The organism is Streptomyces sp. NBC_01304 (genome assembly GCF_035975855.1).
Lineage (GTDB): Bacteria > Actinomycetota > Actinomycetes > Streptomycetales > Streptomycetaceae > Streptomyces.
On the sequence record NZ_CP109055.1, the window covers coordinates 3,822,613 to 3,842,450 of the forward strand.

Annotated in this window: 19 protein-coding genes; 4 read left to right on the forward strand and 15 right to left on the reverse strand. The window is 70.1% G+C overall.

The genetic code is table 11. The features are described 5' to 3' along the window. The 7 genes from gatC to OG430_RS16575 form a co-directional block, all read right to left on the reverse strand. On the reverse strand, window positions 1–297 hold the full coding sequence (gene gatC, locus OG430_RS16545; RefSeq protein WP_327353266.1) for an Asp-tRNA(Asn)/Glu-tRNA(Gln) amidotransferase subunit GatC: 297 nt from the start codon (window positions 295–297) through the stop codon (window positions 1–3). A 236-nt stretch (window positions 298–533) separates the two neighbouring features. Then, a complete protein-coding gene (locus OG430_RS16550; RefSeq protein ID WP_442816501.1) occupies window positions 534–2,663 on the reverse strand; it encodes a putative bifunctional diguanylate cyclase/phosphodiesterase in 2,130 nt (709 codons plus the stop codon). A gap of 233 nt (window positions 2,664–2,896) precedes the next feature. Further along, window positions 2,897–5,089, reverse strand: a complete 2,193-nt coding sequence (gene ligA / locus OG430_RS16555) for an NAD-dependent DNA ligase LigA (protein ID WP_327353268.1) — start codon at window positions 5,087–5,089, stop codon at window positions 2,897–2,899. A 17-nt stretch (window positions 5,090–5,106) separates the two neighbouring features. Further along, window positions 5,107–6,111 carry a methionine synthase gene (locus OG430_RS16560; RefSeq protein ID WP_327353269.1) on the reverse strand — a complete coding sequence of 335 codons (1,005 nt, stop codon included), beginning with the start codon at window positions 6,109–6,111 and terminating at the stop codon, window positions 5,107–5,109. 73 nt (window positions 6,112–6,184) lie between these two features. Continuing rightward, a complete protein-coding gene (locus OG430_RS16565; protein ID WP_327353270.1) occupies window positions 6,185–6,877 on the reverse strand; it encodes an SDR family oxidoreductase in 693 nt (230 codons plus the stop codon). 24 nt (window positions 6,878–6,901) lie between these two features. Beyond that, window positions 6,902–7,447, reverse strand: a complete 546-nt coding sequence (locus OG430_RS16570) for a TIGR00730 family Rossman fold protein (RefSeq protein WP_327353271.1) — start codon at window positions 7,445–7,447, stop codon at window positions 6,902–6,904. Further along, on the reverse strand, window positions 7,444–8,307 hold the full coding sequence (locus tag OG430_RS16575) for a class I SAM-dependent DNA methyltransferase (protein ID WP_327353272.1): 864 nt from the start codon (window positions 8,305–8,307) through the stop codon (window positions 7,444–7,446). Before OG430_RS16575 ends, OG430_RS16570 begins: the two co-directional genes overlap by 4 nt. Window positions 8,308–8,389: 82 nt before the next feature. Between OG430_RS16575 and OG430_RS16580 the strand changes: the two genes are divergently transcribed. Next, window positions 8,390–8,716: a DUF427 domain-containing protein gene (locus tag OG430_RS16580; RefSeq protein ID WP_327353273.1), complete on the forward strand. Its 327-nt coding sequence runs from the start codon at window positions 8,390–8,392 to the stop codon at window positions 8,714–8,716. A 103-nt stretch (window positions 8,717–8,819) separates the two neighbouring features. Here the strand turns inward: OG430_RS16580 and mnmA are convergent, their stop codons facing one another. Beyond that, on the reverse strand, window positions 8,820–9,953 hold the full coding sequence (gene mnmA / locus OG430_RS16585; RefSeq protein WP_327353274.1) for a tRNA 2-thiouridine(34) synthase MnmA: 1,134 nt from the start codon (window positions 9,951–9,953) through the stop codon (window positions 8,820–8,822). A 140-nt stretch (window positions 9,954–10,093) separates the two neighbouring features. On the opposite strand from mnmA, the gene OG430_RS16590 reads away from it, so the two are divergent. Then, window positions 10,094–10,729: an N-acetylmuramoyl-L-alanine amidase gene (locus OG430_RS16590; protein WP_327359124.1), complete on the forward strand. Its 636-nt coding sequence runs from the start codon at window positions 10,094–10,096 to the stop codon at window positions 10,727–10,729. A 62-nt stretch (window positions 10,730–10,791) separates the two neighbouring features. Here the strand turns inward: OG430_RS16590 and OG430_RS16595 are convergent, their stop codons facing one another. Next, window positions 10,792–11,961 (reverse strand): cysteine desulfurase family protein, encoded by a 1,170-nt coding sequence (locus tag OG430_RS16595; protein ID WP_327353275.1) that lies wholly within the window; start codon window positions 11,959–11,961, stop codon window positions 10,792–10,794. Between the two features lie 286 nt (window positions 11,962–12,247). Here OG430_RS16595 and OG430_RS16600 point away from each other — a divergent pair, with 286 nt between their 5' ends. After that, on the forward strand, window positions 12,248–12,673 hold the full coding sequence (locus tag OG430_RS16600; RefSeq protein WP_327353276.1) for a nuclear transport factor 2 family protein: 426 nt from the start codon (window positions 12,248–12,250) through the stop codon (window positions 12,671–12,673). 59 nt (window positions 12,674–12,732) lie between these two features. Beyond that, window positions 12,733–13,605, forward strand: a complete 873-nt coding sequence (locus OG430_RS16605) for an alpha/beta fold hydrolase (RefSeq protein WP_327353277.1) — start codon at window positions 12,733–12,735, stop codon at window positions 13,603–13,605. Here OG430_RS16605 and OG430_RS16610 read toward each other — a convergent pair. The 6 genes from OG430_RS16610 to OG430_RS16635 form a co-directional block, all read right to left on the reverse strand. Next, on the reverse strand, window positions 13,565–14,536 hold the full coding sequence (locus tag OG430_RS16610; protein WP_327353278.1) for a helix-turn-helix transcriptional regulator: 972 nt from the start codon (window positions 14,534–14,536) through the stop codon (window positions 13,565–13,567). The two genes, OG430_RS16605 and OG430_RS16610, sit on opposite strands and share 41 nt — an antisense overlap. A 36-nt stretch (window positions 14,537–14,572) precedes the next feature. After that, on the reverse strand, window positions 14,573–15,430 hold the full coding sequence (locus OG430_RS16615; protein WP_327353279.1) for a thioesterase family protein: 858 nt from the start codon (window positions 15,428–15,430) through the stop codon (window positions 14,573–14,575). Between the two features lie 19 nt (window positions 15,431–15,449). Then, complete coding sequence (locus OG430_RS16620) at window positions 15,450–16,151, reverse strand: trimeric intracellular cation channel family protein (protein WP_327353280.1); 702 nt, start codon at window positions 16,149–16,151, stop codon at window positions 15,450–15,452. A 174-nt stretch (window positions 16,152–16,325) separates the two neighbouring features. Next, window positions 16,326–17,693, reverse strand: coding sequence for a dipeptide ABC transporter ATP-binding protein (locus tag OG430_RS16625; protein WP_442816502.1), 1,368 nt, complete (start codon window positions 17,691–17,693; stop codon window positions 16,326–16,328). Further along, window positions 17,690–18,784: an ABC transporter ATP-binding protein gene (locus OG430_RS16630; protein ID WP_327353281.1), complete on the reverse strand. Its 1,095-nt coding sequence runs from the start codon at window positions 18,782–18,784 to the stop codon at window positions 17,690–17,692. Before OG430_RS16630 ends, OG430_RS16625 begins: the two co-directional genes overlap by 4 nt. Continuing rightward, complete coding sequence (locus tag OG430_RS16635) at window positions 18,781–19,788, reverse strand: ABC transporter permease (RefSeq protein WP_327353282.1); 1,008 nt, start codon at window positions 19,786–19,788, stop codon at window positions 18,781–18,783. The genes OG430_RS16630 and OG430_RS16635 overlap by 4 nt, the downstream gene beginning before the upstream one ends. Window positions 19,789–19,838 lie beyond the last annotated feature (50 nt).

A 19,838-nucleotide genomic window follows, 5' to 3' on the forward strand; every position in this document is an offset into this window, starting at 1 on the left:
TTAGTCCTCCCCCAGGATCTGCGGCACCTTGAAACGCTGCTGCTCCTGGGCCGGGGCGCCGGAGAGCGCCTGCTCGGGGGTGAGCGACGGACGGACCTCGTCCTTGCGCATGACGTTCGTCAGCGGCAGCGGGTGCGAAGTAGGCGGTACGTCTTGGTCGGCGACCTCGGACACGCGGGCTACCGCGCCGATGATGTCGTCGAGCTGTCCGGCGAAGTGGTCGAGCTCTTCGTCCTTCAGCTCCAGACGCGCCAGCCGGGCGAGGTGGGCGACCTCCTCGCGCGTGATGCCAGGCATGCAGATCCTCACTGGGGTGAGCGTGATGGTGTTGGCCCAATCCTATGGGGCGCGGCCCCATGCCCGTGAAACGGTTATCCGGGGCGGCCCCCTGGCCCGGTTCTCGCCGCTCCTGGGGGCTGCGCCCCCAGACCCCCTGTGTCCTCAAGCGCCGGACGGGCTGACTTTGTCAGCCCGTCCGGCGCTTGAGGACACAGCTCCGCAGGATTACGGGAAGGGGCGGGGAGGGGCAAAAATCACTTCACCACGTGCCCCGACGCCTGATCGGACTCCTCAGCGGCCAGCGCAGCCGCAGCCGCGATCTCAGCAGGCCGCTGCCACCCACGAGAGCCCCGCGCCCGCAGCCAAGCGGTGGTCTCATCGGCCGGCATCGCCGCAGCGACAAGCCAGCCCTGGACCGCGTCACAGCCCAGATCGCGAAGGCGCTCCCACGTCTCGTCGTCCTCGACACCCTCCGCGACCACGAGGAGGCCGAGCGAATGGGCCAGGTCCACCGTGCAGCGCACGATCTCCGCGTCCTCGTTGTCCACGGCAAGCCGCGCCACGAAGGACCGGTCGATCTTCAGCTCGCTCACCGGCAGCCGCCGCAGATGCACCAGCGACGAATACCCCGTCCCGAAGTCGTCGAGCGACATCTTCACCCCGTGCCCGGTCAGCCCGGCCAGAGTGTCCGCGGCGCGCTGCGGGTCCTCGAGCAGCACGTGTTCCGTTATTTCCAGCTGCAGCGAACCGGCCGGCACCCCGTGCCGGGCAAGCCGCGCCGCGACCGCCCCCGCGAACCCCGGCGTATGCACGTCGCGCGGCGACACATTCACCGCGACCGGCACCGTCAGACCCTGCGCCTGCCAGCGCGCGACCTGCGCGAGGGCGGTCTCCAGGACGTACTCGGTCAGGTGAGGCATCAGCCCGGAGGACTCGGCGATCGCGATGAACTCGTCAGGCGGAACCTTCCCTCTCTCGGGATGCACCCACCGTACGAGCGCCTCGAGGCCCGCGACCTGCCCGTCGAAGCGGACCTTCGGCTGGTAGTGCAGCTCCACGTCACCGGCGTCGAGGGCGCGGCGCAGATCGCCCAACAGGCCGAGGCGGTCAGGGGTGTTGGAGTCCCGCTTGGACTCGTACACCTCCACGCCCGTACGGTCCCGCTTGGCCTGATACATCGCCACGTCGGCCCGCCGAAGGAGCCCTTCGGCGTCCAGCGCGTGGTCCGGGAAGACGGCCAGACCGGCGCTGGCCTCCAGGACGAGGGTCAGTCCGTCCAGGTCCAGGGGCGAGGAGAGCTCGGCGACCAGGGCCCGCGCGACCCGCTGCGCACTCGTGGTCGAGTCACACGTCGGCAGCAGCACCGCGAACTCGTCGCCGCCGAGCCGCGCCGCCTCCGCCCCGCGCGGCAGCGCCTCCCGCAGCCGGTCGGCGATCTGCAGGAGCAGGCGGTCGCCCGCCAGGTGCCCGAGGGTGTCGTTGACCGAGCGGAAGCGGTCGAGGTCGATGAGTACGAGGGCGGAGCGCGCCCCGATGCGTTCGGCGTCGTCGAGCGCGGTCCAGGTGCGCTCCAACAGCCATTGCCGGTTGGGGAGTCCGGTGAGCGGATCGCGCAACTGCTCCTCGGCTCGGGCCCGGGCGATCCACAGCGTGGAGTCGAGCGCGATCAGCGGGATCGAGAAGAGCGGAAGGAGCACGGGCTCGGCCAGGGCGACCACGCAGATCAGCGGGGCGATGCCGAGGAGGGCGACGCCGAGGAGCCCCTGTCTGACCAGGGCGGTGCGGGCGACCGTCGGGAGCCCCGCGCCGTGCGGCGCGTGTGCGTACCAGATCAGGAGGCGGGTGACGAAGAGGTACGCGGCCGCCGTCAGGGCGACTTCGGGGGCCGTCCACAGGTCCCAGGTCTCCGGGTCCCAGGGGCCCTCGACCGTGGGCGACTGGCCGAAGGCCGCGAGCACCAGGGCGCCGGCGCCGATCCCGAGGATGTCGATGGCGCCGTGCAGCACGCCCTGCCGCCAGCGGCGTCTGCGGGCCGCGCCGGTCAGGACGACGACGGTGAGGCTGACCAGGCCGGCCGGCACCCAGCCGTACAGGAGCAGGACCGCCAGGGTGAGGGCGGCGCCCGAACCGGTGCCGCCCCACCAGCGCTCACGGCCGAGTGCGACCAGATGGCCGACGATGACACCGGTCAGCACGGCGAGCGACCAGCCCACCACCCCGCCGGGGAACAACGCTTGGTCGCCGGTGAGGGCGCGGAAGAACCCAACGGCGAGGACAGCCGCGGCTACGGCCACGATCCCGGCCGGCAGTGCGGGCACCGTCAACCGGCGCAGCCCTGACACCGGATCGGCGCTCTCGGTCGGTTTCATTCCCGTCCCTCTCACAGCCGGCGGTGCCCACGCCACACGGCTCCATGCCAGAAGTAACCGCGTCTGAAAACCCTTCCCCGAGCCCGTGATGAGCAGGGGATGCCCCAAACGCATCGGGGCACGGCAGGCGCACACCTCAACAGTAGGCCGCAGAAGGCTTCCAGGGGCAGCGGTCGTCTACGGTTGCCCGAATGCGACCCGGCCACCCGTATGCATCTGGTATGCGCTGAACGGGTGGCCTTCAACCGCTACTCCTCGGTCGGAAGCGCAACTTCCCGCGCGGCGTCGGGTCCTTGTTCGAGCAGGACGGCGAAGCCCTCTTCGTTCAGAACCGGCACTTTGACCTGCATCGCCTTGTCGTACTTGGAGCCGGGGTTGTCGCCGACGACCACAAATGACGTCTTTTTCGACACGGATCCGGTCACCTTGGCGCCACGGCTCTGCAGCGCATCTTTCGCGCCATCGCGCGTATGGCCCTGCAGAGTGCCTGTGACAACCACTGTCAGACCTTCGAGCGGGCGCGGTCCTTCGTCCTCTGCGCCCTCCTCCTCCATACGGACGCCCGCGGCCCGCCACTTGCGGATGATTTCGCGGTGCCAGTCCTCCTCGAACCACTGCTTGAGCGAGGCGGCGATGGTCGGTCCGACGCCCTCGACGGCGGCGAGCTCCTCCTCGCCCGCCTCCTCGATGCGCTCCATGGAGCGGAACTCCCTGGCCAGCGCCTCGGCGGCGACGGGGCCGACATGACGGATCGACAGGCCCGTGAGGACGCGGGCGAGCGGGCGGTCCTTGGCCTCCGCGATGTTCTTCAGCATCGCGAGGGTGTTGGTCTTGGGCTCGCCCTTCTGGTTGGCGAAGAAGGTGACGACCTTCTCCTCGCCGGTCTTCGGGTCCCGCTTGGGGATGCCGGTGTCCTGATCCAGTACGTACGACTTGATCGGCAGGAGCTGTTCGACGGTGAGGTCGAAGAGGTCGCTCTCGTCGCGCAGCGGCGGGTCGGAGGGCTCCAGGGGCTGGGTGAGGGCGGTGGCGGCGACGTACCCGAAGTTCTCGATGTCGAGGCACTTGCGGCCCGCCAGATAGAACAGGCGCTCGCGCAACTGGGCAGGGCAGGACCGGGAGTTGGGGCAGCGCAGGTCGATGTCCCCCTCCTTCATCGGCCTGAGCGGAGTCGCGCACTCCGGGCACTCGGCGGGCATCACGAACTCGCGCTCGCTGCCGTCGCGCAGGTCGGCGACCGGCCCGAGGATCTCCGGGATGACGTCCCCGGCCTTGCGCAGCACGACGGTGTCGCCGATGAACACGCCCTTGGCCTTCACGACTTCCTGGTTGTGCAGGGTCGCGAACTCGACCTCCGAGCCGGCCACGGTGACCGGCTCGACCACCGCGTACGGCGTGACGCGGCCGGTGCGGCCGACGCCCACGCGGATGTCGACCAGCTTGGTGTTGACCTCCTCGGGCGGGAACTTCCAGGCGATCGCCCAGCGCGGGGCGCGCGAGGTGGCGCCGAGGCGGCCCTGCAGCGGGATCTCGTCGAGCTTGACGACGACGCCGTCGATCTCGTGCTCCACCACGGAGTGCCGGTTCTCACCGATGTAGCCGATGAACTCCCGCACTTCCTCGACGGAGTTCACCACCTTGTTGTGCTGTGCGGTCGGCAGTCCCCACTCCTGGAGCAGGTCGTAGGCCTGCGAAAGGCGGTCGATGTCGAAGCCCTCGCGGGCGCCGATGCCGTGCACGACCATGTGCAGCGGGCGGGTCGCGGTGACGCGCGGGTCCTTCTGGCGGAGCGAACCCGCCGCGGCGTTGCGCGGGTTGGCGAAGGGCTTGTCGCCGCCCTCCACCAGGCGGGCGTTGAGCTCCTCGAACTTCTCCATCGGGAAATAGACCTCGCCGCGGATCTCGACGAGGGGCGGAATCCGGTCACCCTTGAGGCGGTCCGGGATGTCGGAGATCGTCCGGACATTCGGTGTGATGTCCTCGCCGGTGCGGCCGTCGCCGCGGGTGGCGGCGCGGGTCAACTTGCCGTCCTCGTAGGTGAGGTTGACCGCGAGGCCGTCGACCTTCAGCTCGCACAGGAAGTGGAAGTCCGGGGTGCCGACGTCCTTGGCGACGCGCTCGGCCCAGGCGGCGAGCTCCTCGTCGTCGAAGGCGTTGTCCAGGGAGAGCATCCGCTCGCGGTGCTGGACCGAGGTGAACTCGGTCTCGTACGCACCGGCCACCTTCTGGGTCGGTGAGTCGGGGGTGCGCAGTTCGCCGTACTGCTCCTCCAAGGCCTCGAGGGAGCGCAGCAGCTTGTCGAACTCGGCGTCGCTGACGACCGGTTGGTCGTTCACGTAGTACCGGAAGCGGTGCTCCTCGATCTGCTCAGCGAGCTGCGCGTGCTTCTCGCGTGCCTCGCTGGGCACCGATGTGCTCTGTGCGTGCTGTTCGCCGGCCACCTTTATTGGTCCTCCCGTTACTCAGGGTTGTCCGCGAGTGATCTCGCCGCCCGGACGCACTGCGCGAGCGCCTTGCGGGCGTACGCGGGAGAGGCCCCCGCGAGTCCGCACGACGGCGTGACCACGACCGATCCCGCGAGCGATCCCGGATTCAGCCCCAGCCTGCGCCACAGCGTCCTGACACCACTGACGTTACTGGCAGGGTCTGACAATGCGGCGTCGGTGGACGGCACGACTCCCGCGAACAGCTGCGTGCCGGCCTCCACGGCCTCGCCGATGGTGTCCTCGTCACGCTCAGTGAGAAGTCCGGCATCGAACGAGACGCCCTCGACACCGGCCCGGCGCAGCAGTGCGAACGGCACGTCGGGCGCGCAGGAGTGGACGACGACGGGGACGCCGCTCGCCTCGATCAACTCGCGCAGGGTGTCCTCGACGACCTGGCGGTCGACGGCGCGGTGGGTGCGGTAGCCGCTGGCGGTCTTGATGTGCCCGCGCAGGACCGCCGTCAGGGACGGCTCGTCGAGCTGCAGCACGGGCCGGGCGCCGGGGATCCGCCTGCGTACGTCGGCGAGATGCGCGCCGAGGCCCTCGGCCAGCGAGCCCGCGAGATCACGGCAGGCGCCGGGGTCGCCGAGCGCGGCCTCGCCGTTCCTGCGCTCCAGGGCGGCGGCGAGCGTCCAGGGCCCGACGGCCTGGACCTTCAACGGGCCCTCGTACCCCTGCGTGAACTCTTCGAGGGCGTCGAGGTCCTCCCGCAGCCAGGACCGGGCCCGCCGGGTGTCCATCCCGGGCCGGTCCCCGATCCGCCACCCGCTGGGCTCCACGCGCGCGTACACCTCGACGAGCAGCCCGGCGGTCCGCCCGATCATGTCGGCACCGGGCCCTCGGGCGGGCAGCTCGGGGAGATACGGGAAGTCCTCGAAGGTCCCGGTCACGGTCTTCGCGGCTTCACGGGCGTCACCGCCGGGCATCGAGCCGATGCCGGTGGCCGGACCCCAGTTGATCTTGCTTTCGTCGCTCACTCGGGAAGCGTACGGAATGCCGCGCGGGCAGGGCGGGGCGGACGGGCCCCGCGACGGGTCCGCGCCTTCGGTCCTACGGCTTCCCGGGCCGCACCGTCAGGTCGTTGACCTCGGCGTCCCGCGGCAGATCGATCGCCATGAGGATCGTGGTCGCCACCGACTCCGGGTCGATCCAGCGTGCGGCGTCGTACTCCCTGCCCTCCTGCTGGTGGATCTTGGCCTGCATGGGGCTCGCGGTGCGGCCCGGGTAGACCGAGGTGACGCGGACGCCGTTCGGCTTCTCCTCGTGGCGCAGCGAGTCGGCGAGAGCCTTCAGGCCGTGCTTGGAGGCCGCGTACGCGGACCAGTCGGCGTGCGCCGCCAGACCCGCGCCCGAGTTCACGAAGAGCACCTGCCCCTGGGAGACGCGGAGTTGGGGCAGCAGGTGCCGGGTGATCTCGGCCGGTGAGACCAGGTTGGCGTTGAGCTGGGCCTGCCAGATCTTCGGCGTGAGCTCGCCGACGGAGCCGAGGTCGGCGACGCCCGCGATGTGCAGCAGGGTGTCGACCCGGTCCGGCAGCGTCTGGTGCGAGAAGGCCCAGGAGAGCCGCTCCGGCTCGGCGAGGTCGCCGACGACGGTGCTCGCACCGGGGAACTCGGCGGCCAGCTCCTTGGCGCGGCCGGCGTTGCGGGCGAAGAGGACGAGGTCGTCGCCCCGCGCGTGCAGTCGACGCGCGACGGCGGCGCCGATACCCGAACCTGCTCCGGTGATCACATGTGTAGCCATGCCCGCCATGATCCCACCAGGGGGTCAGCGGGTTCCCGCGACCTCTTCCAAATAAGCCAGCGCCCCGACCGGCTCCGACGCGAAGAACACCAGCTCGGTGAGGGGAACCGGCAGGAATCCCTCGTCCTCCATGCGCCGGAACTGCTCCTTGAGCCCGTCGTAGAAACCTGCCGTATTGAGCAGCACCACCGGCTGCTCGGCCTTCCCGTGCTTCTTCAGCTCCAGGATCTCGGTGGCCTCGTCCAGCGTGCCCGTACCGCCCACCATGACCACGACGGCGTCGGCCTTCTCCAGGAGCAGCGCCTTGCGCTCGGCCAGATCGCGTGCGATCACCATCTCGTCCGGTGCGACGACCGGCCGCGCCTTGGCGGCCAGGAAGTCCACCGAGACCCCCACGAGCCGCCCGCCCGCACCCTCCACTCCGTCCGCGACGACCTTCATCAGGCCGACGTCCGAGCCGCCCCAGACGAGCGTGTGCCCGCCCTTGCCGAGGAGTTCGGCGAATTGACGGGCGGGCCCGGTGTAGCGCTCGTCCAGGTCGGCGGCGGAGAGGAAGACGCAGATGTTCATGGAGCCACGGTACGACCCCCGGCCCCGGCCGTTCCGACGGTCTGCTCACCCTCCACGCGCGCGTGCGGCAGCTCCGCCACGCACGCACGCGTGAGGCGCAGTTTCGACTGACGGTGGTCCTTGGCCTCCCAGTCCTCCATGAAGCGGGCCTCCAGGCCGTGTTGGGCGGCGAGTCGGGTCAGCGTCTCGGTCCGGTAGTAGAAGTCCTCACGCAGTACGTGGTGCTCCTTGCCCTCGGTCCGGTCGAAGGTGAAGTCGAAGAAACCGCCCGGCGCCAGGATCCGCCCCACGTGCTGGAAGCACTCCTCGATGACGTGCAGCGGCGAGTGCGAGAACACGCTGTGCGCGTGCACCACGTCGAAGTGCGCGTCCGGCAGGAAGTCGAAGGTGAGGTTGTCCGCGATGGTCAGGTACGGCAGCTTCGGCTGCAGTCCGGACCGTACGAGGGTGTGCTTGGCGGCGATCAGGATGTCGGGCGAGATGTCGATGCCGTAGTAGTGGCCCGGCTCCAGGTGGTCGATGAAGAGCCGCCCGGCGCGCAGGTTCCCGCAGCCGATGTCCAGCATCCGCTGCTCGGGCCGCAGCCCGTGCTCGACGAGATAGTCGAACTGCAGCTGCCCGATCTGGCTCCACACGTCCACCCGGGGCCCACCACCGACCGCGGCTTCCGCGCTGCGCGCCGCGTCGGAGGCCATCACGGCCCGGTAGTACGCGACATGGTCCCGGCGGTGCTTGACGCGCAGCCAGGCGTCGCGCGTGGAGCGGCGCACGTAGGCGGGCACCCTGCCAGGATGGCTCAGGGCATAACGGGCCTTGTGCAGCAGGCTCTTGCGGTTTCTGTTCAGGTCGCTGTGCCCCATGAGACCTCCACGGTACGAGTCACCAAGAGTGACATTCAGTCATCAATTGCGCGCACAGAGTAATGGAATGAGAGGCAGGTCCATGACCGAGGGACACCGGATCACCGTCGAGCAGGGCGCAGTTCAGGTGCGGGTGCGACACGGAGGACAGCTGATCGCGGAGAGCGGGCGCCCCCTGGTGCTGCGGGAGACGGGCTGTCCGGTGCGGTACTACCTGCCGCCGGAGGACGTACGCAGCGACTTGTTGACGCCGTCGGACACGACGACGTACTGCCCCTTCAAGGGAACGGCCTCCTATTGGTCGCTGCCCGACGCGAAGGACGCGGTGTGGGCGTACCCGGACCCGAAGCCCGAAGTGGGCGAGATCGAGGGGTACTTCTGCTTCTACGAGGTGGAGGTCGTCGGCTGACTCCTGAAACGCCGGACGGGCTGACCAAGTCAGCCCGTCCGGCGTTTGAGGACAGTCTTTGAAGCCGGCGGCGCCTCTCGGGAAGGGGCGGGGAGGGGGGAACTCAGACCCCGGCCACACTCCGCCGCACAGTCGTGGCGATCGTCGCCGACCCGACCACGCGCGTGCCGTCGTACAGCACCACGGCCTGGCCCGGAGCAACGCCGCGTACCGGCTCGCTGAAGGAAACCTTCAGCTCATCCCCCACGACTTCCGCGGAGACCGGCGTCTCATCGCCATGAGCCCGCAACTGAGCCGTGTACGGAGCCACCCCGACAGGCGGAGCCGAACCACACCACCGAGGCTTGATCGCCGTCAGCCCCACCACGTCCAGCGCCTCCACCGGCCCCACCGTCACGGTGTTGTTCACCGGCGAGATGTCAAGCACGTACCGCGGCTTCCCGTCCGGCGCCGGGTGCCCGATCCGCAGGCCCTTGCGCTGGCCGATGGTGTAGCCGAAGGCGCCCTCGTGCGTGCCCAGCTTGGCGCCGGCCTCGTCGACGATGTCGCCCTCCGACTTCCCCAGCCGGGAAGCGAGGAAGCCCTGGGTGTCGCCGTCCGCGATGAAGCAGATGTCGTGCGAGTCCGGCTTCTTGGCGACGGCCAGGCCCCGGCGCTCGGCCTCCGCGCGGATCTCGTCCTTGGTCGTCACCGTGTCGCCCAGCGGGAACAGGGCGTGCGCCAGCTGGCGGTCGTCCAAAACCCCGAGGACGTACGACTGGTCCTTCGCCATGTCGGACGCGCGGTGCAGCTCACGCGAGCCGTCCTCGCGGACGATGACCTGGGCGTAGTGCCCGGTGGCGACCGCGTCGAAGCCCAGCGCGAGCGCCTTGTCGAGCAGCGCCGCGAACTTGATCTTCTCGTTGCAGCGCAGACACGGGTTCGGGGTGCGCCCGGCCTCGTACTCGGCGATGAAGTCCTCGACGACGTCCTCACGGAAGCGCTCGGCGAGGTCCCAGACGTAGAAGGGGATGCCGATGACGTCGGCAGCGCGGCGGGCGTCGCGGGAGTCCTCGATGGTGCAGCAGCCACGGGCGCCGGTGCGGAAGGACTGCGGGTTCGCCGAGAGTGCCAGGTGTACGCCGGTGACGTCGTGCCCGGCTTCGGCAGCGCGTGCGGCGGCGACGGCGGAGTCGACCCCGCCGGACATGGCGGCGAGGACGCGGAGGCGGCGGGGCTCGGCAGGAGTCTCAGTCATAACCCTTCCAGGGTAAGCGGAACCCCGGACGGCCCCTAAAGCGTTTCTATGATCGCGGGGAAGCACGGGGGAGAAACACGGGGGAGAAACCAGTGGCCGAAGGAAAAACGGGCAGCGGCGGCGAGAAGTCCGGCAAGGGCATGAGCCGCCGCGGGCTCCTCATCACCGGCGCCGCCACCGTCGCCGCGGGCACCTCCGCCCTCGTCTGGCAGGAGGAGCTGGCCCGCCTGTACTGGCGCATCCCCGGCATCGACAAGCAGCGCACCGAGGGTGAGGTGGACCAGCCCGGCGCCCAGTGGATCGCGGCGTCCCGGGCCAATCTGCGGTACGCCGACCGGCCCGCGGACTACACGATCGACCGCGTCGTCATCCATGTCGTCCAGGGCAGCTACGACACGGCGGTCCGGGTCTTCAAGGACCCGCTGCACGCCGCCGCCGCGCACTATGTGATCCGCGCGAAGGACGGCCACATCGCGCAGATGGCCCGCGAGCTGGACGTGGCCTTCCACGCGGGCAACCGGGAGTACAACGAGCGGAGCATCGGCATCGAGCACGAGGGCTTCGTGGACAAACCGTCGTCCTTCACGGACGTGATGTACCGGTCGTCGGCCCGCCTGACCGCCGGCATCTGTGCGCGGTACGACATCCCGGTGGACCGGGAGCACATCATCGGCCACAACGAGGTCCCGGAGGCCACGCACACCGACCCGGGGCGCCACTGGGACTGGGACCGCTACATGGACCTCGTACGGAAGGCCGCAGCGAAGAAGGCTTAGCAAAGCCCCTCGCGAAAGCCTGGGAAAGCCCCCGGAAGAACTCGGGAGAGCCCCGCCGAAGCCTAGGAGAGCCCCGCCGACCGAGCCCGCTCCACCGCAGGCCCGATCGCCGCCGCCACCGCGTCCACGTCCGCCTTCGTCGACGTATGACCGAGCGAGAACCGCAGCGTCCCCCGTGCCAGATCCGGGTCCGTCCCCGTCGCGAGGAGTACGTGGCTGGGCTGGGCCACGCCCGCCGTGCACGCGGAGCCGGTCGAGCACTCGATGCCCTGCGCGTCCAGGAGCAGCAGCAGCGAGTCGCCCTCGCAGCCGGGGAAGGTGAAGTGCGCGTTGGCCGGCAGCCGGGCCCCGGGCGCCGGGTCGCCGCCGAGCAGCGCGTCCGGCACCGCCTCGAGCACCGCCGCGACCAGCGCGTCCCGCAGTCCGCCGATCTCCCGCACGAACCACTCGCGGCGCTCGGCGGCGATCCGCGCGGCCACCGCGAAGGCGGCGATCGCGGGCACGTCGAGGGTGCCGGAGCGCACGTGCCGCTCCTGGCCACCGCCGTGCAGCACCGGCACCGGGCTGTACTCGCGGCCGAGCAGCAGCGCGCCGATGCCGTACGGCCCGCCGACCTTGTGGCCGCTGACCGTCATCGCGGCTAGCCCGGAGGCGGCGAAGTCGACCGGCAGCTGACCGACGGCCTGCACGGCGTCCGCGTGCAGCGGAACCCCGAACTCCGCGGCGACTTCGGCGAGTTCGCGTACCGGCATGACCGTGCCGATCTCGTTGTTGGCCCACATCACGGTCGCGAGCGCGACATCGTCGGGGTTGCGGGCGATCGCCTCGCGCAGCGCCTCGGGGTGCACCCGGCCGTGGGCGTCCACCGGCAGGTACTCGACCGTCGCGCCCTCGTGCGTGGCCAGCCAGTCGACCGCGTCGAGCACCGCGTGGTGCTCGACGGGGCTGGCGAGGACCCGGGTGCGGGCGGGGTCGGCGTCGCGGCGGGCCCAGTACAGGCCCTTGACCGCGAGGTTGTCCGCCTCGGTGCCGCCGGAGGTGAAGACCACCTCGCTGGGCCGCGCGCCGAGTGCCTCCGCGAGCGTCTCGCGGGACTCCTCGACGGTACGCCGCGCCCGCCGCCCCGCAGCATGCAGCGAGGAGGCGTTGCCGACGACGGTGAGCTGGGCGTTCATCGCCTCGACGGCCTCCGGGAGCATCGGAGTGGTCGCTGCGTGGTCGAGATAGGCCATGGTGGAGTCGATTCTACGAGCCGTACGGGAGGGGGTACCTCCCGCCCGAGCCTGCGAAGCAGGTTCGGGGGTGGGGGAGTACGTCCGGCGCATCGGCGCACCGACGACCGCGGGCGAGTACATCCACCGCCCGGGGCCACGTCGCGCCCCAGACCTTGACGGCCCCACCCCCGGTGCAATGCTGACGTCAGCGCGCTGCCCCCGGACATGTATTCCGGGCCGGACCCTCTGGTGTCCCCGAGTCCCCGTCCAGCACCTCCGCGCACCACCGCCCACGGAGGGCGACATGAGCAACATCTCCACGCACAAAGCAATGGACCGCGCCTTCAACGAACGCGACTGGGAGACCGTGAAGAAGCTGCTCCACCCGGACTGCGCCTTCACCGACCAGCCGCGCGCCCACACCAGCAAGGGCATCCAGGAAGCCGTCGCCGACATGCAGAACTGGGTCCGCGGCTTCTCCGACGCCCGAGCCGAGCAGATCCGCTACATCGACGGCGGCGCCACGACGGTCGCCCTGTTCCAGGGCCGCGGCATCAACGACGGCCCGCTCGGCGAGCAGCAGCCCGCCACCAACAAGCGTATGGACGTGGCCTTCTGCGAGGTCATGCACTACGACGAGGCCGGCAAGGTGACCGGGGGCGAGCTCTACTACGACGCCCTCACGCAGCTGATCCAGCTGGGCCTGGCCCAACCGCCCACGATGGGCTGAGCCGCAGGCCAAAGGCGCTCCGAGGCCGATTGTCAGTGCCGGGACCTAGCCTTGGATCCATGGTCACCGACAGGCATTGCGACCGGCTCTCCGACTGGCATTCCGACTGGCTTCTCGACCGTACGTTCCCGAGCTCGTCCGGCGAGGTCCGGTGGGCCGCACTCGGCTTGCCGGACCACCCGCCGGTCGTGCTCGTGCACGGCACGCCCTTCTCGTCGTACGTCTGGCGCGACATAGCGGATGCCCTGTCCGCCGACCATCGGGTGTACGTCTGGGATCTGCCGGGCTACGGCAGCTCCGAGATGCGCGCGGGCCAGGACGTCACCCTGCGCGCCCAGGCCCAGGTCTTCACGGAGCTCCTGGAGCACTGGGGCCCGGACCGCCCGGCCGTCCTCGCCCATGACTTCGGCGGCTGCGTCGCGCTGCGCGCCCACCTGCTGCACGGGGCGAGGTACGACCGCCTCGCGCTGGTCGACCCGGTGGCCCTGGCGCCCTGGGGCTCACCGACGTACCGCCTGCTCGGCGCGCACCAGGAGGTGTTCTCCGCGCTCCCGGCGAATCTGCACGAGGCCCTGGTCCGTGAGTACGTCTCCTCGGCGAGCCACCACGGCCTCCATCCGACGACGCTGGACCGCCTTGTCGCGCCCTGGTGCACCGAGGCGGGACAGGCCGCCTTCTACCGGCAGATCGCGCAGAACGACCAGCGGTTCACCGATGAAATCCAGGACAGGTACGGGGAGTTGGCGCTGCCCGTGCTGATCTGCTGGGGTGCGGACGACACCTGGATCCCGGTGGCGAAGGCCCATGAGCTGGCGAAGGCGATACCGGGGGCCGAGCTGCGGGTGATCGAGGGGGCCGGGCATCTGGTGCAGGAGGACGCCCCGGCGCGGCTCACCGCGGAGCTCGGCCGTTTTCTGCGTACAGCGCCGTGATCGAGGCGGCCGCCCGGGCCAGCTCCTCGCGCACCTGGGGCGGGGAGAGGACTTCCACGCGGTCGGCGAAGGAAAGGAGCGAGCGCGCCTCGCGCACGTCGGAGTAGGCGAGTTCGACCGCGGCCCACTCGCCGTCGCCGCTGGGGGGCGCCGTCAGGTAGGCGCCGTTCATGCGGACGAACATGTCGAGCCGGTCCCGCCGCACCCGCGCGGACACGACGATCGCACCGGTCCGGTCCTCGACCCGCCGTCGCAACTGCTCCCATACGTCGCCGAGTTCGACGCCCGCCCGCCGCTGGACCGGCGCGTCGGTCACGGTGGCGCGCACGACCCGGTCCGCCCGGTACAGCTGGGGGCGGCCGCGGTGGTCGGCGACCAGGTACCAGACGCCGGCCTTGAGGACGAGGCCGTACGGATCGACGGTGTAGGTGCGGGGCTCGGGGCGGTCGCTGTGCCGGTAGCTCAGTCTGAGCCTGCGGTCGCTGAAGACGGCGTCCTGCAGGGCGTCGAGGTCGACATCGGGCTGCGGTCCGCCCAGCCAGCGGGCCGGGTCGACGAGGATGCGCCGGGAGGTCAACTCGGCGGCGGGGCGGTGTGGTTCGGGCAGCGCGGCCATGACCTTGCGCAGCGCGGAGCCGAGGGCGGCGTCCAGGCCGAGCGCGGCGTGCGCGCCCTCGGCGGCGAGGATGAACAGGGCGCGGGACTCGTCCGAGGTGAGCCCGGTGACGTCCGTACGGAAGCCGGGGAGGAGGGCGATGCCGCCGTGCCGGCCGCGCTCGGCGTAGACGGGCACGCCGCTCGCGGAGAGCGCCTCCACGTCCCGGTAGATGGTGCGCACGGACACTTCGAGCCGCTCGGCCAGCTCGTGCGCGGGCACCCGGCCACGGGTCTGGAGCAGCAGCAGGATGGAGAGCAGCCGGTCGGACTTCACCCGACCAAGATTCGCACAGCCGGTCCCGGCAGGGGCCTACCGGCCGAGCGCGGTCCTGGCCAACTGCCGCGACTGTGCGACCAGTCGGTCCGCACTGTCCCAGACCTCGGCGTCCTCCTCGAGGAAGCCGCCGGCGAGGTTCCGCGTGGTGATGGCGACCCGCAGCGGTCCGGGCGCGGGCCGGCAGCGTACGTGCACGGTGAGCTCGACGGTGGGCACCCACCCCTTGAGCCCGAGCTCGAAGGCGGTCGGCGGCAGCGCGTCCACGGCGAGCAGGAGCGACAGCGGATCGGCGTCGCGCCCGTCGGCGAGCCCGAACCAGGACCGCATCTCGCCCTTCCCGGACGGCGCCCCGAGCGCCCAGCCGAGCGTCGCCGGGTCGAGCTTGAGCCAGAGCCGCTCGGTGATCGCGGTGCTGCCCTGCACCGGGGTGTCCTCGGGGGCGTCCTGCGGCCCGAAGCACTGCTCGATCGGCGGGATGGCGGGGGGCGTGGCGGTGGTGCGCACGTCGTCGGGCAGGGCGTCGAGGTCGCCGTACGAGGCGAGTACGCGGATCCGCTCGACCTCGCGGCCCGTCTCGTCCTGCTGGAAGAGGGAGGCCTGGCCGGTCGACAGGGTGCGGCCCGAGCGGACGACGTCGGTGCGGACGACGGCCGGGCCGGGCTGGGACGCGGTCAGGTAGTGGGCCGACACGGTGAAGGGGTCGGAGTGCGGCAGGGCGTCGGCCAGGGCACGGCCGAGGACGGCGAGCAGATAGCCGCCGTTCACGGCGTTGATGATGGTCCAGCCCGCCGAGAGCTCGACGTCGTAGACGCCGGGCTCGCGCAGCGTCACCGCGGTGTCGCGGTCGAATTCGCTGTCGCCTATGGCTGCCTGTGTCGTGCCCTGAGTCATGCCCGGCACGCTACAACATTCAGCTACTAAGCGGTAGCTTTTTCGTCGGCGGTGGATCGGCCTCGGTGGCGGCGGACCGGCGGTTCCAGGCGCGCGGGGCCCGCCAGTGGTACTTGATGGCGAGCAGCCGCAGCGCGAAGGCGATGACGACGGCGATGCCACTGCTCACGCTGTTCAGGGCGTCGTACCGGATGCAGAGCACCACGATGGCGGCCCCGACCATGGCGGGCACCGCGTACAGGTCCCGGTCCCAGCGCAGCAGCGAGGGCACCTCATTGGCCAGGATGTCGCGCAGCACTCCCCCGCCCACGGCCGTCGCCATGCCGAGCGCGGCGGAGGCGGTGAGGCCGAGGCCGTACTCGTACGCCTTGACCGTGCCGGTGACACAGAACAGCCCGAGCCCGGCGGCGTCGAAGACGTTCACGGCGCCGTTGATCCGCTCCACCTCGGGGTGCAGGAAGAACACCATGCCGGCGGCGAACAGCGGGGTCACGAAGTACCCGAGATCCGTGAACGCCGCGGGCGGCACGGCCCCGATCATCAGGTCCCGGAACAGCCCTCCCCCGAGCGCGGTCACCTCGGCGACGACGGCGATCCCGAAGACGTCGAAGTTCTTCCGCACGGCGAGCAGCGCGCCGGAGATCGCGAACACGAAGATCCCGGCGAGGTCGAGGCCGTGCTGGACGCTGGGCGAGAAGAGGTCGGTGATGTCAGGGAACACCTGGACATGGTGCCGTACGCCTACGGCGGGCTTCCTCCCCCACCCGTCTCAAACGCCGGACGGGCTGACAAAGTCAGCCCGTCCGGCGTTTGAGGACATCAGTGACGGATGGATTCCCACCCACCCCCACCCCAGAAGCCGGCGGCAGCCTTACGGGAAGGGGCGGATAGGGGATCAGTCCTTGCCCGGCGCCTCGACCTCAGCATCCGAAGCCTCAGCAACCTCGGTCGCGTCCGAAGCCTCAGCAGCCTCGCCGGCATCCGAAGCCTCGGATACCTCAGCAGCCTCAGAGTCTTCAGCGTTCTCGGAGGCGGAGGGGGCTTCGGCGTCCTCGGAGGCCGAGGGGGCTTCGGCAGCCTTGGAAGCCGAGGGAGCATCGGCGGCCTCAGGAGCCTGAGCCTCCGAAACCTCGACCCCCGCCACCTCGGCAGCCTTCACCGCCGCAGTCAGCAGCACCGTGTCCGAGGGCGCCTGGTCCTCGGCATTCTCCGGATGGTGGCACGCCACCTGATGCCCGGTCTCGAGAGCGACCAGCGGCGGCTCCTGCACCTTGCAGATCTCCGTGGCCTTCCAGCACCGCGTGTGGAACCGGCACCCGCTCGGCGGCGAGATCGGCGAGGGCACATCGCCGCGCAGCAGGATGCGCCCGCCCTCGACCCCGGCCTTGCGGCGGGGATCCGGCACCGGCACCGCCGAAAGGAGCGCCTTGGTGTACGGGTGCATCGGCTTCTCGTACAGCGAGGTACGGTCCGCCAGCTCCACGATCTTGCCGAGGTACATCACCGCGATCCGGTCCGACACGTGCCGGATGACCGACAGGTCGTGCGCGATGATCACGTACGTGAGACCGAGCTCTTCCTGCAGGTCGTCCAGGAGGTTGACCACCTGGGCCTGGATCGACACGTCGAGCGCGGAGACCGGCTCGTCCGCCACGACGAGCTTCGGCCGGAGCGCCAACGCCCGCGCGATGCCGATGCGCTGGCGCTGACCGCCCGAGAACTCGTGCGGATAGCGGTTGTAGTGCTCGGGGCTGAGGCCCACGGTCTCGAGGAGGCGCTGAACCTCCTTCTTGACACCGCCCTCGGGCTGGACACCCTGCAGCTTGAACGGCGCCGAGATGATCGTGCCGACGGTGTGCCGCGGGTTCAGCGAGCCGTACGGGTCCTGGAAGACCATCTGCACGTCCTTGCGGTACGGCCGCATGCCGCCCGCGCCGAGGTGCGTGATGTCGTGCCCGTCGAACTCGACCTTGCCGCCGGTCGGTTCGAGCAGCCGCGTGATGAGCCGGCCCATCGTCGACTTGCCGCAGCCGGACTCGCCGACGACGCCGAGGGTCTCGCCCTTGCGCACGTCGAAGTCGATGCCGTCGACGGCCTTGACCGCGCCGACCTTGCGCTGCAGCAGCCCCTTCTTGATGGGGAAGTGCTTCTGCAGGCCCTCGACCTTGAGCAGGACCTCGCGGGCCCCGCTGGACTCCCCTGGGGCCCCGGCGGGGGCGGCCTGCTCGGGGATCGTCACCTTGGCGTCCTTCGATTCACTCACAGCTTCGGCGCAATCTCTTCGGTCCAGATCCGCGTGCGGTCCTCCTGGGCCATGTGGCAGGCGGAGTGGTGCCGCTCGCCGACCAACTGCAGCTCGGGCCGCTGGGTGCGGGTGATGCCGCCCTTGGGGATGTCGGCGTACGGGCAACGCGGGTTGAAGGCGCAGCCACTCGGCACGTTGATGAGGCTCGGAGGCTGGCCCTTGACCGGGATCAGCCGGTCCGTCATGTCCCGGTCGATGCGCGGCATCGAGCCCAACAGACCCCAGGTGTACGGGTGTTGCGGCTCATAGAAGATCTTGTCGGCCGGTCCGCGCTCCACGCAGCGGCCGCCGTACATCACGAGGATGTCGTCGGCGATCTCGGCGACGACGCCCAGGTCGTGCGTGATGATGATGACCGCCGAGCCGAACTCCTTCTGCAGATCCCTGATCAGGTCGAGGATCTGCGCCTGGACGGTGACGTCCAGGGCGGTGGTCGGCTCGTCCGCGATGAGCAGTTCGGGGTTGTTGACCAGCGCCATAGCGATCATGGCGCGCTGGCGCATACCGCCGGAGAACTCGTGCGGGTAGCTGTCGACGCGCTTGTTCGGCTCGGGGATCCCGACCCGGTCCAGCATCTCGATGGCGCGCTTGCGCGCCTCCTTCTTGCTGACCGAGTTGTGGACCCGGTAGGCCTCCACGATCTGGTTGCCGACCTTGTAGTACGGGTGCATCGCGGACAGCGGATCCTGGAAGATCATCGCCATCTCGCGACCGCGGAGCCTGCGCACCTCGTCCGGGGACGCGGAGATCAGCTCCTTGCCGTTCAGCCAGATCTCTCCGGACATCTGTACGTTCTTGCCGCGTGCCCCTAGCCGGTGCAGGCCCATGACGGCGAGCGACGTGACGGACTTGCCGGAGCCCGACTCACCGACGACGCCGAGGGTCTTGCCCTTCTCCAACTGGAAGGAGAGGCCGTCGACGGACTTGACCAGGCCGTCGTCGGTCGGGAAGTGCACCTTGAGATCGCGGACTTCGAGGAACGCGTCGGGCGCGGGGCCGGAGCCCACGGGCTCTCCGACGGCGGCACCGGTCTTGGAAAGGTCAGTCACGAGATCCTCACCCGCGGGTCTACAAAGCTGTACAGAACGTCAACCAGGAGGTTGGCGATGATGACGAAGACCGCTGCGGTGAGCGTCACACCAAGTACCGGCGGAAGGTCGTTGTCCCGGATGGCCTGGACCGCGTACTCGCCGATGCCGTGCAGGGAGAACACGGACTCGGTGATGACGGCGCCGCCGAGCAGCAGGCCGACGTCCATGCCGAACACCGTGATGATCGGGGTGAGCGCGGCGCGCATGCCGTGCCGGGACACCACCGTGCGCTCCCGCAGGCCCTTGGCCCGCGCGGTGCGGATGAAGTCCTCGTTCATCGTCTCCAGCATGCCGGAGCGGGTCAGCCGGGCGTAGATCGCGGAGAACAGCAACGCGAGCGAAATCCACGGCAGGAAGAGGGTGTTGGCCCATTGGGCCGGGTTTTCGGTGAACGGCACATAGGTGCGGCCGAAGATCTCCATCTTGTAGCTGAAGAGCAGGAGCATCAGCTGACCGGTGAAGAACATCGGCAGCGAGACGCCGGCGAGAGCCACGCTCATGGCGGAACGGTCGAAGACCGAACCGGGCTTGAGCGCAGAGACGACGCCCGCGAAGACACCGCCGATCAGCCAGATCACGGAGGCGCCCACGGCCAGCGAGAAGGTGACCGGAATACGGTCAGTCAACTGCGGCCAGACTTCGGTGCCGTTCTTGAAGGAAAAGCCGAGGCAGGGCGCATCGCACTGCACGGTGGTGGGGCCACGCTCATAGGTGGCCCCAGAGACGATCCCCTTGATGAAGTCCCAGTACTGGACATACAGGGGCTGGTCGAAGCCGAGGTTGCGCTTGACCGCCGCGATGTCCGCCGGCGAGGGGTTTTTGCCAAGGTACTGCACCGCGAGCTGATCGGGCGTCTGCCCGGCCAGTCTCGGCAACAGGAAGAAGATGGCAAAGGTGACCGCGGTGACGACCAACAGCAGGATCACTGCTGCGATCAACCGGCGGATGAGGTACGAGATCACGGGGATCGGCGCTGGCGGCCGCGGACCTTTCGGCCCGCGGCCACCAATGC

Excerpts from the sequence above, each read along its gene's own strand:
- OG430_RS16615 (WP_327353279.1), bottom strand. The coding sequence starts at position 15,430 with ATGACTCAGGGCACGACACAGGCAGCCATAGGCGACAGCGAATTCGAC.
- OG430_RS16605 (WP_327353277.1), top strand. The coding sequence starts at position 12,733 with ATGGTCACCGACAGGCATTGCGACCGGCTCTCCGACTGGCATTCCGAC.
- gatC (WP_327353266.1), bottom strand. The coding sequence starts at position 297 with ATGCCTGGCATCACGCGCGAGGAGGTCGCCCACCTCGCCCGGCTGGCG.
- OG430_RS16570 (WP_327353271.1), bottom strand. The coding sequence starts at position 7,447 with ATGAACATCTGCGTCTTCCTCTCCGCCGCCGACCTGGACGAGCGCTAC.
- OG430_RS16575 (WP_327353272.1), bottom strand. The coding sequence starts at position 8,307 with ATGGGGCACAGCGACCTGAACAGAAACCGCAAGAGCCTGCTGCACAAG.
- mnmA (WP_327353274.1), bottom strand. The coding sequence starts at position 9,953 with ATGACTGAGACTCCTGCCGAGCCCCGCCGCCTCCGCGTCCTCGCCGCC.
- OG430_RS16600 (WP_327353276.1), top strand. The coding sequence starts at position 12,248 with ATGAGCAACATCTCCACGCACAAAGCAATGGACCGCGCCTTCAACGAA.
- OG430_RS16595 (WP_327353275.1), bottom strand. The coding sequence starts at position 11,961 with ATGGCCTATCTCGACCACGCAGCGACCACTCCGATGCTCCCGGAGGCC.
- OG430_RS16565 (WP_327353270.1), bottom strand. The coding sequence starts at position 6,877 with ATGGCTACACATGTGATCACCGGAGCAGGTTCGGGTATCGGCGCCGCC.
- OG430_RS16590 (WP_327359124.1), top strand. The coding sequence starts at position 10,094 with ATGAGCCGCCGCGGGCTCCTCATCACCGGCGCCGCCACCGTCGCCGCG.
- OG430_RS16580 (WP_327353273.1), top strand. The coding sequence starts at position 8,390 with ATGACCGAGGGACACCGGATCACCGTCGAGCAGGGCGCAGTTCAGGTG.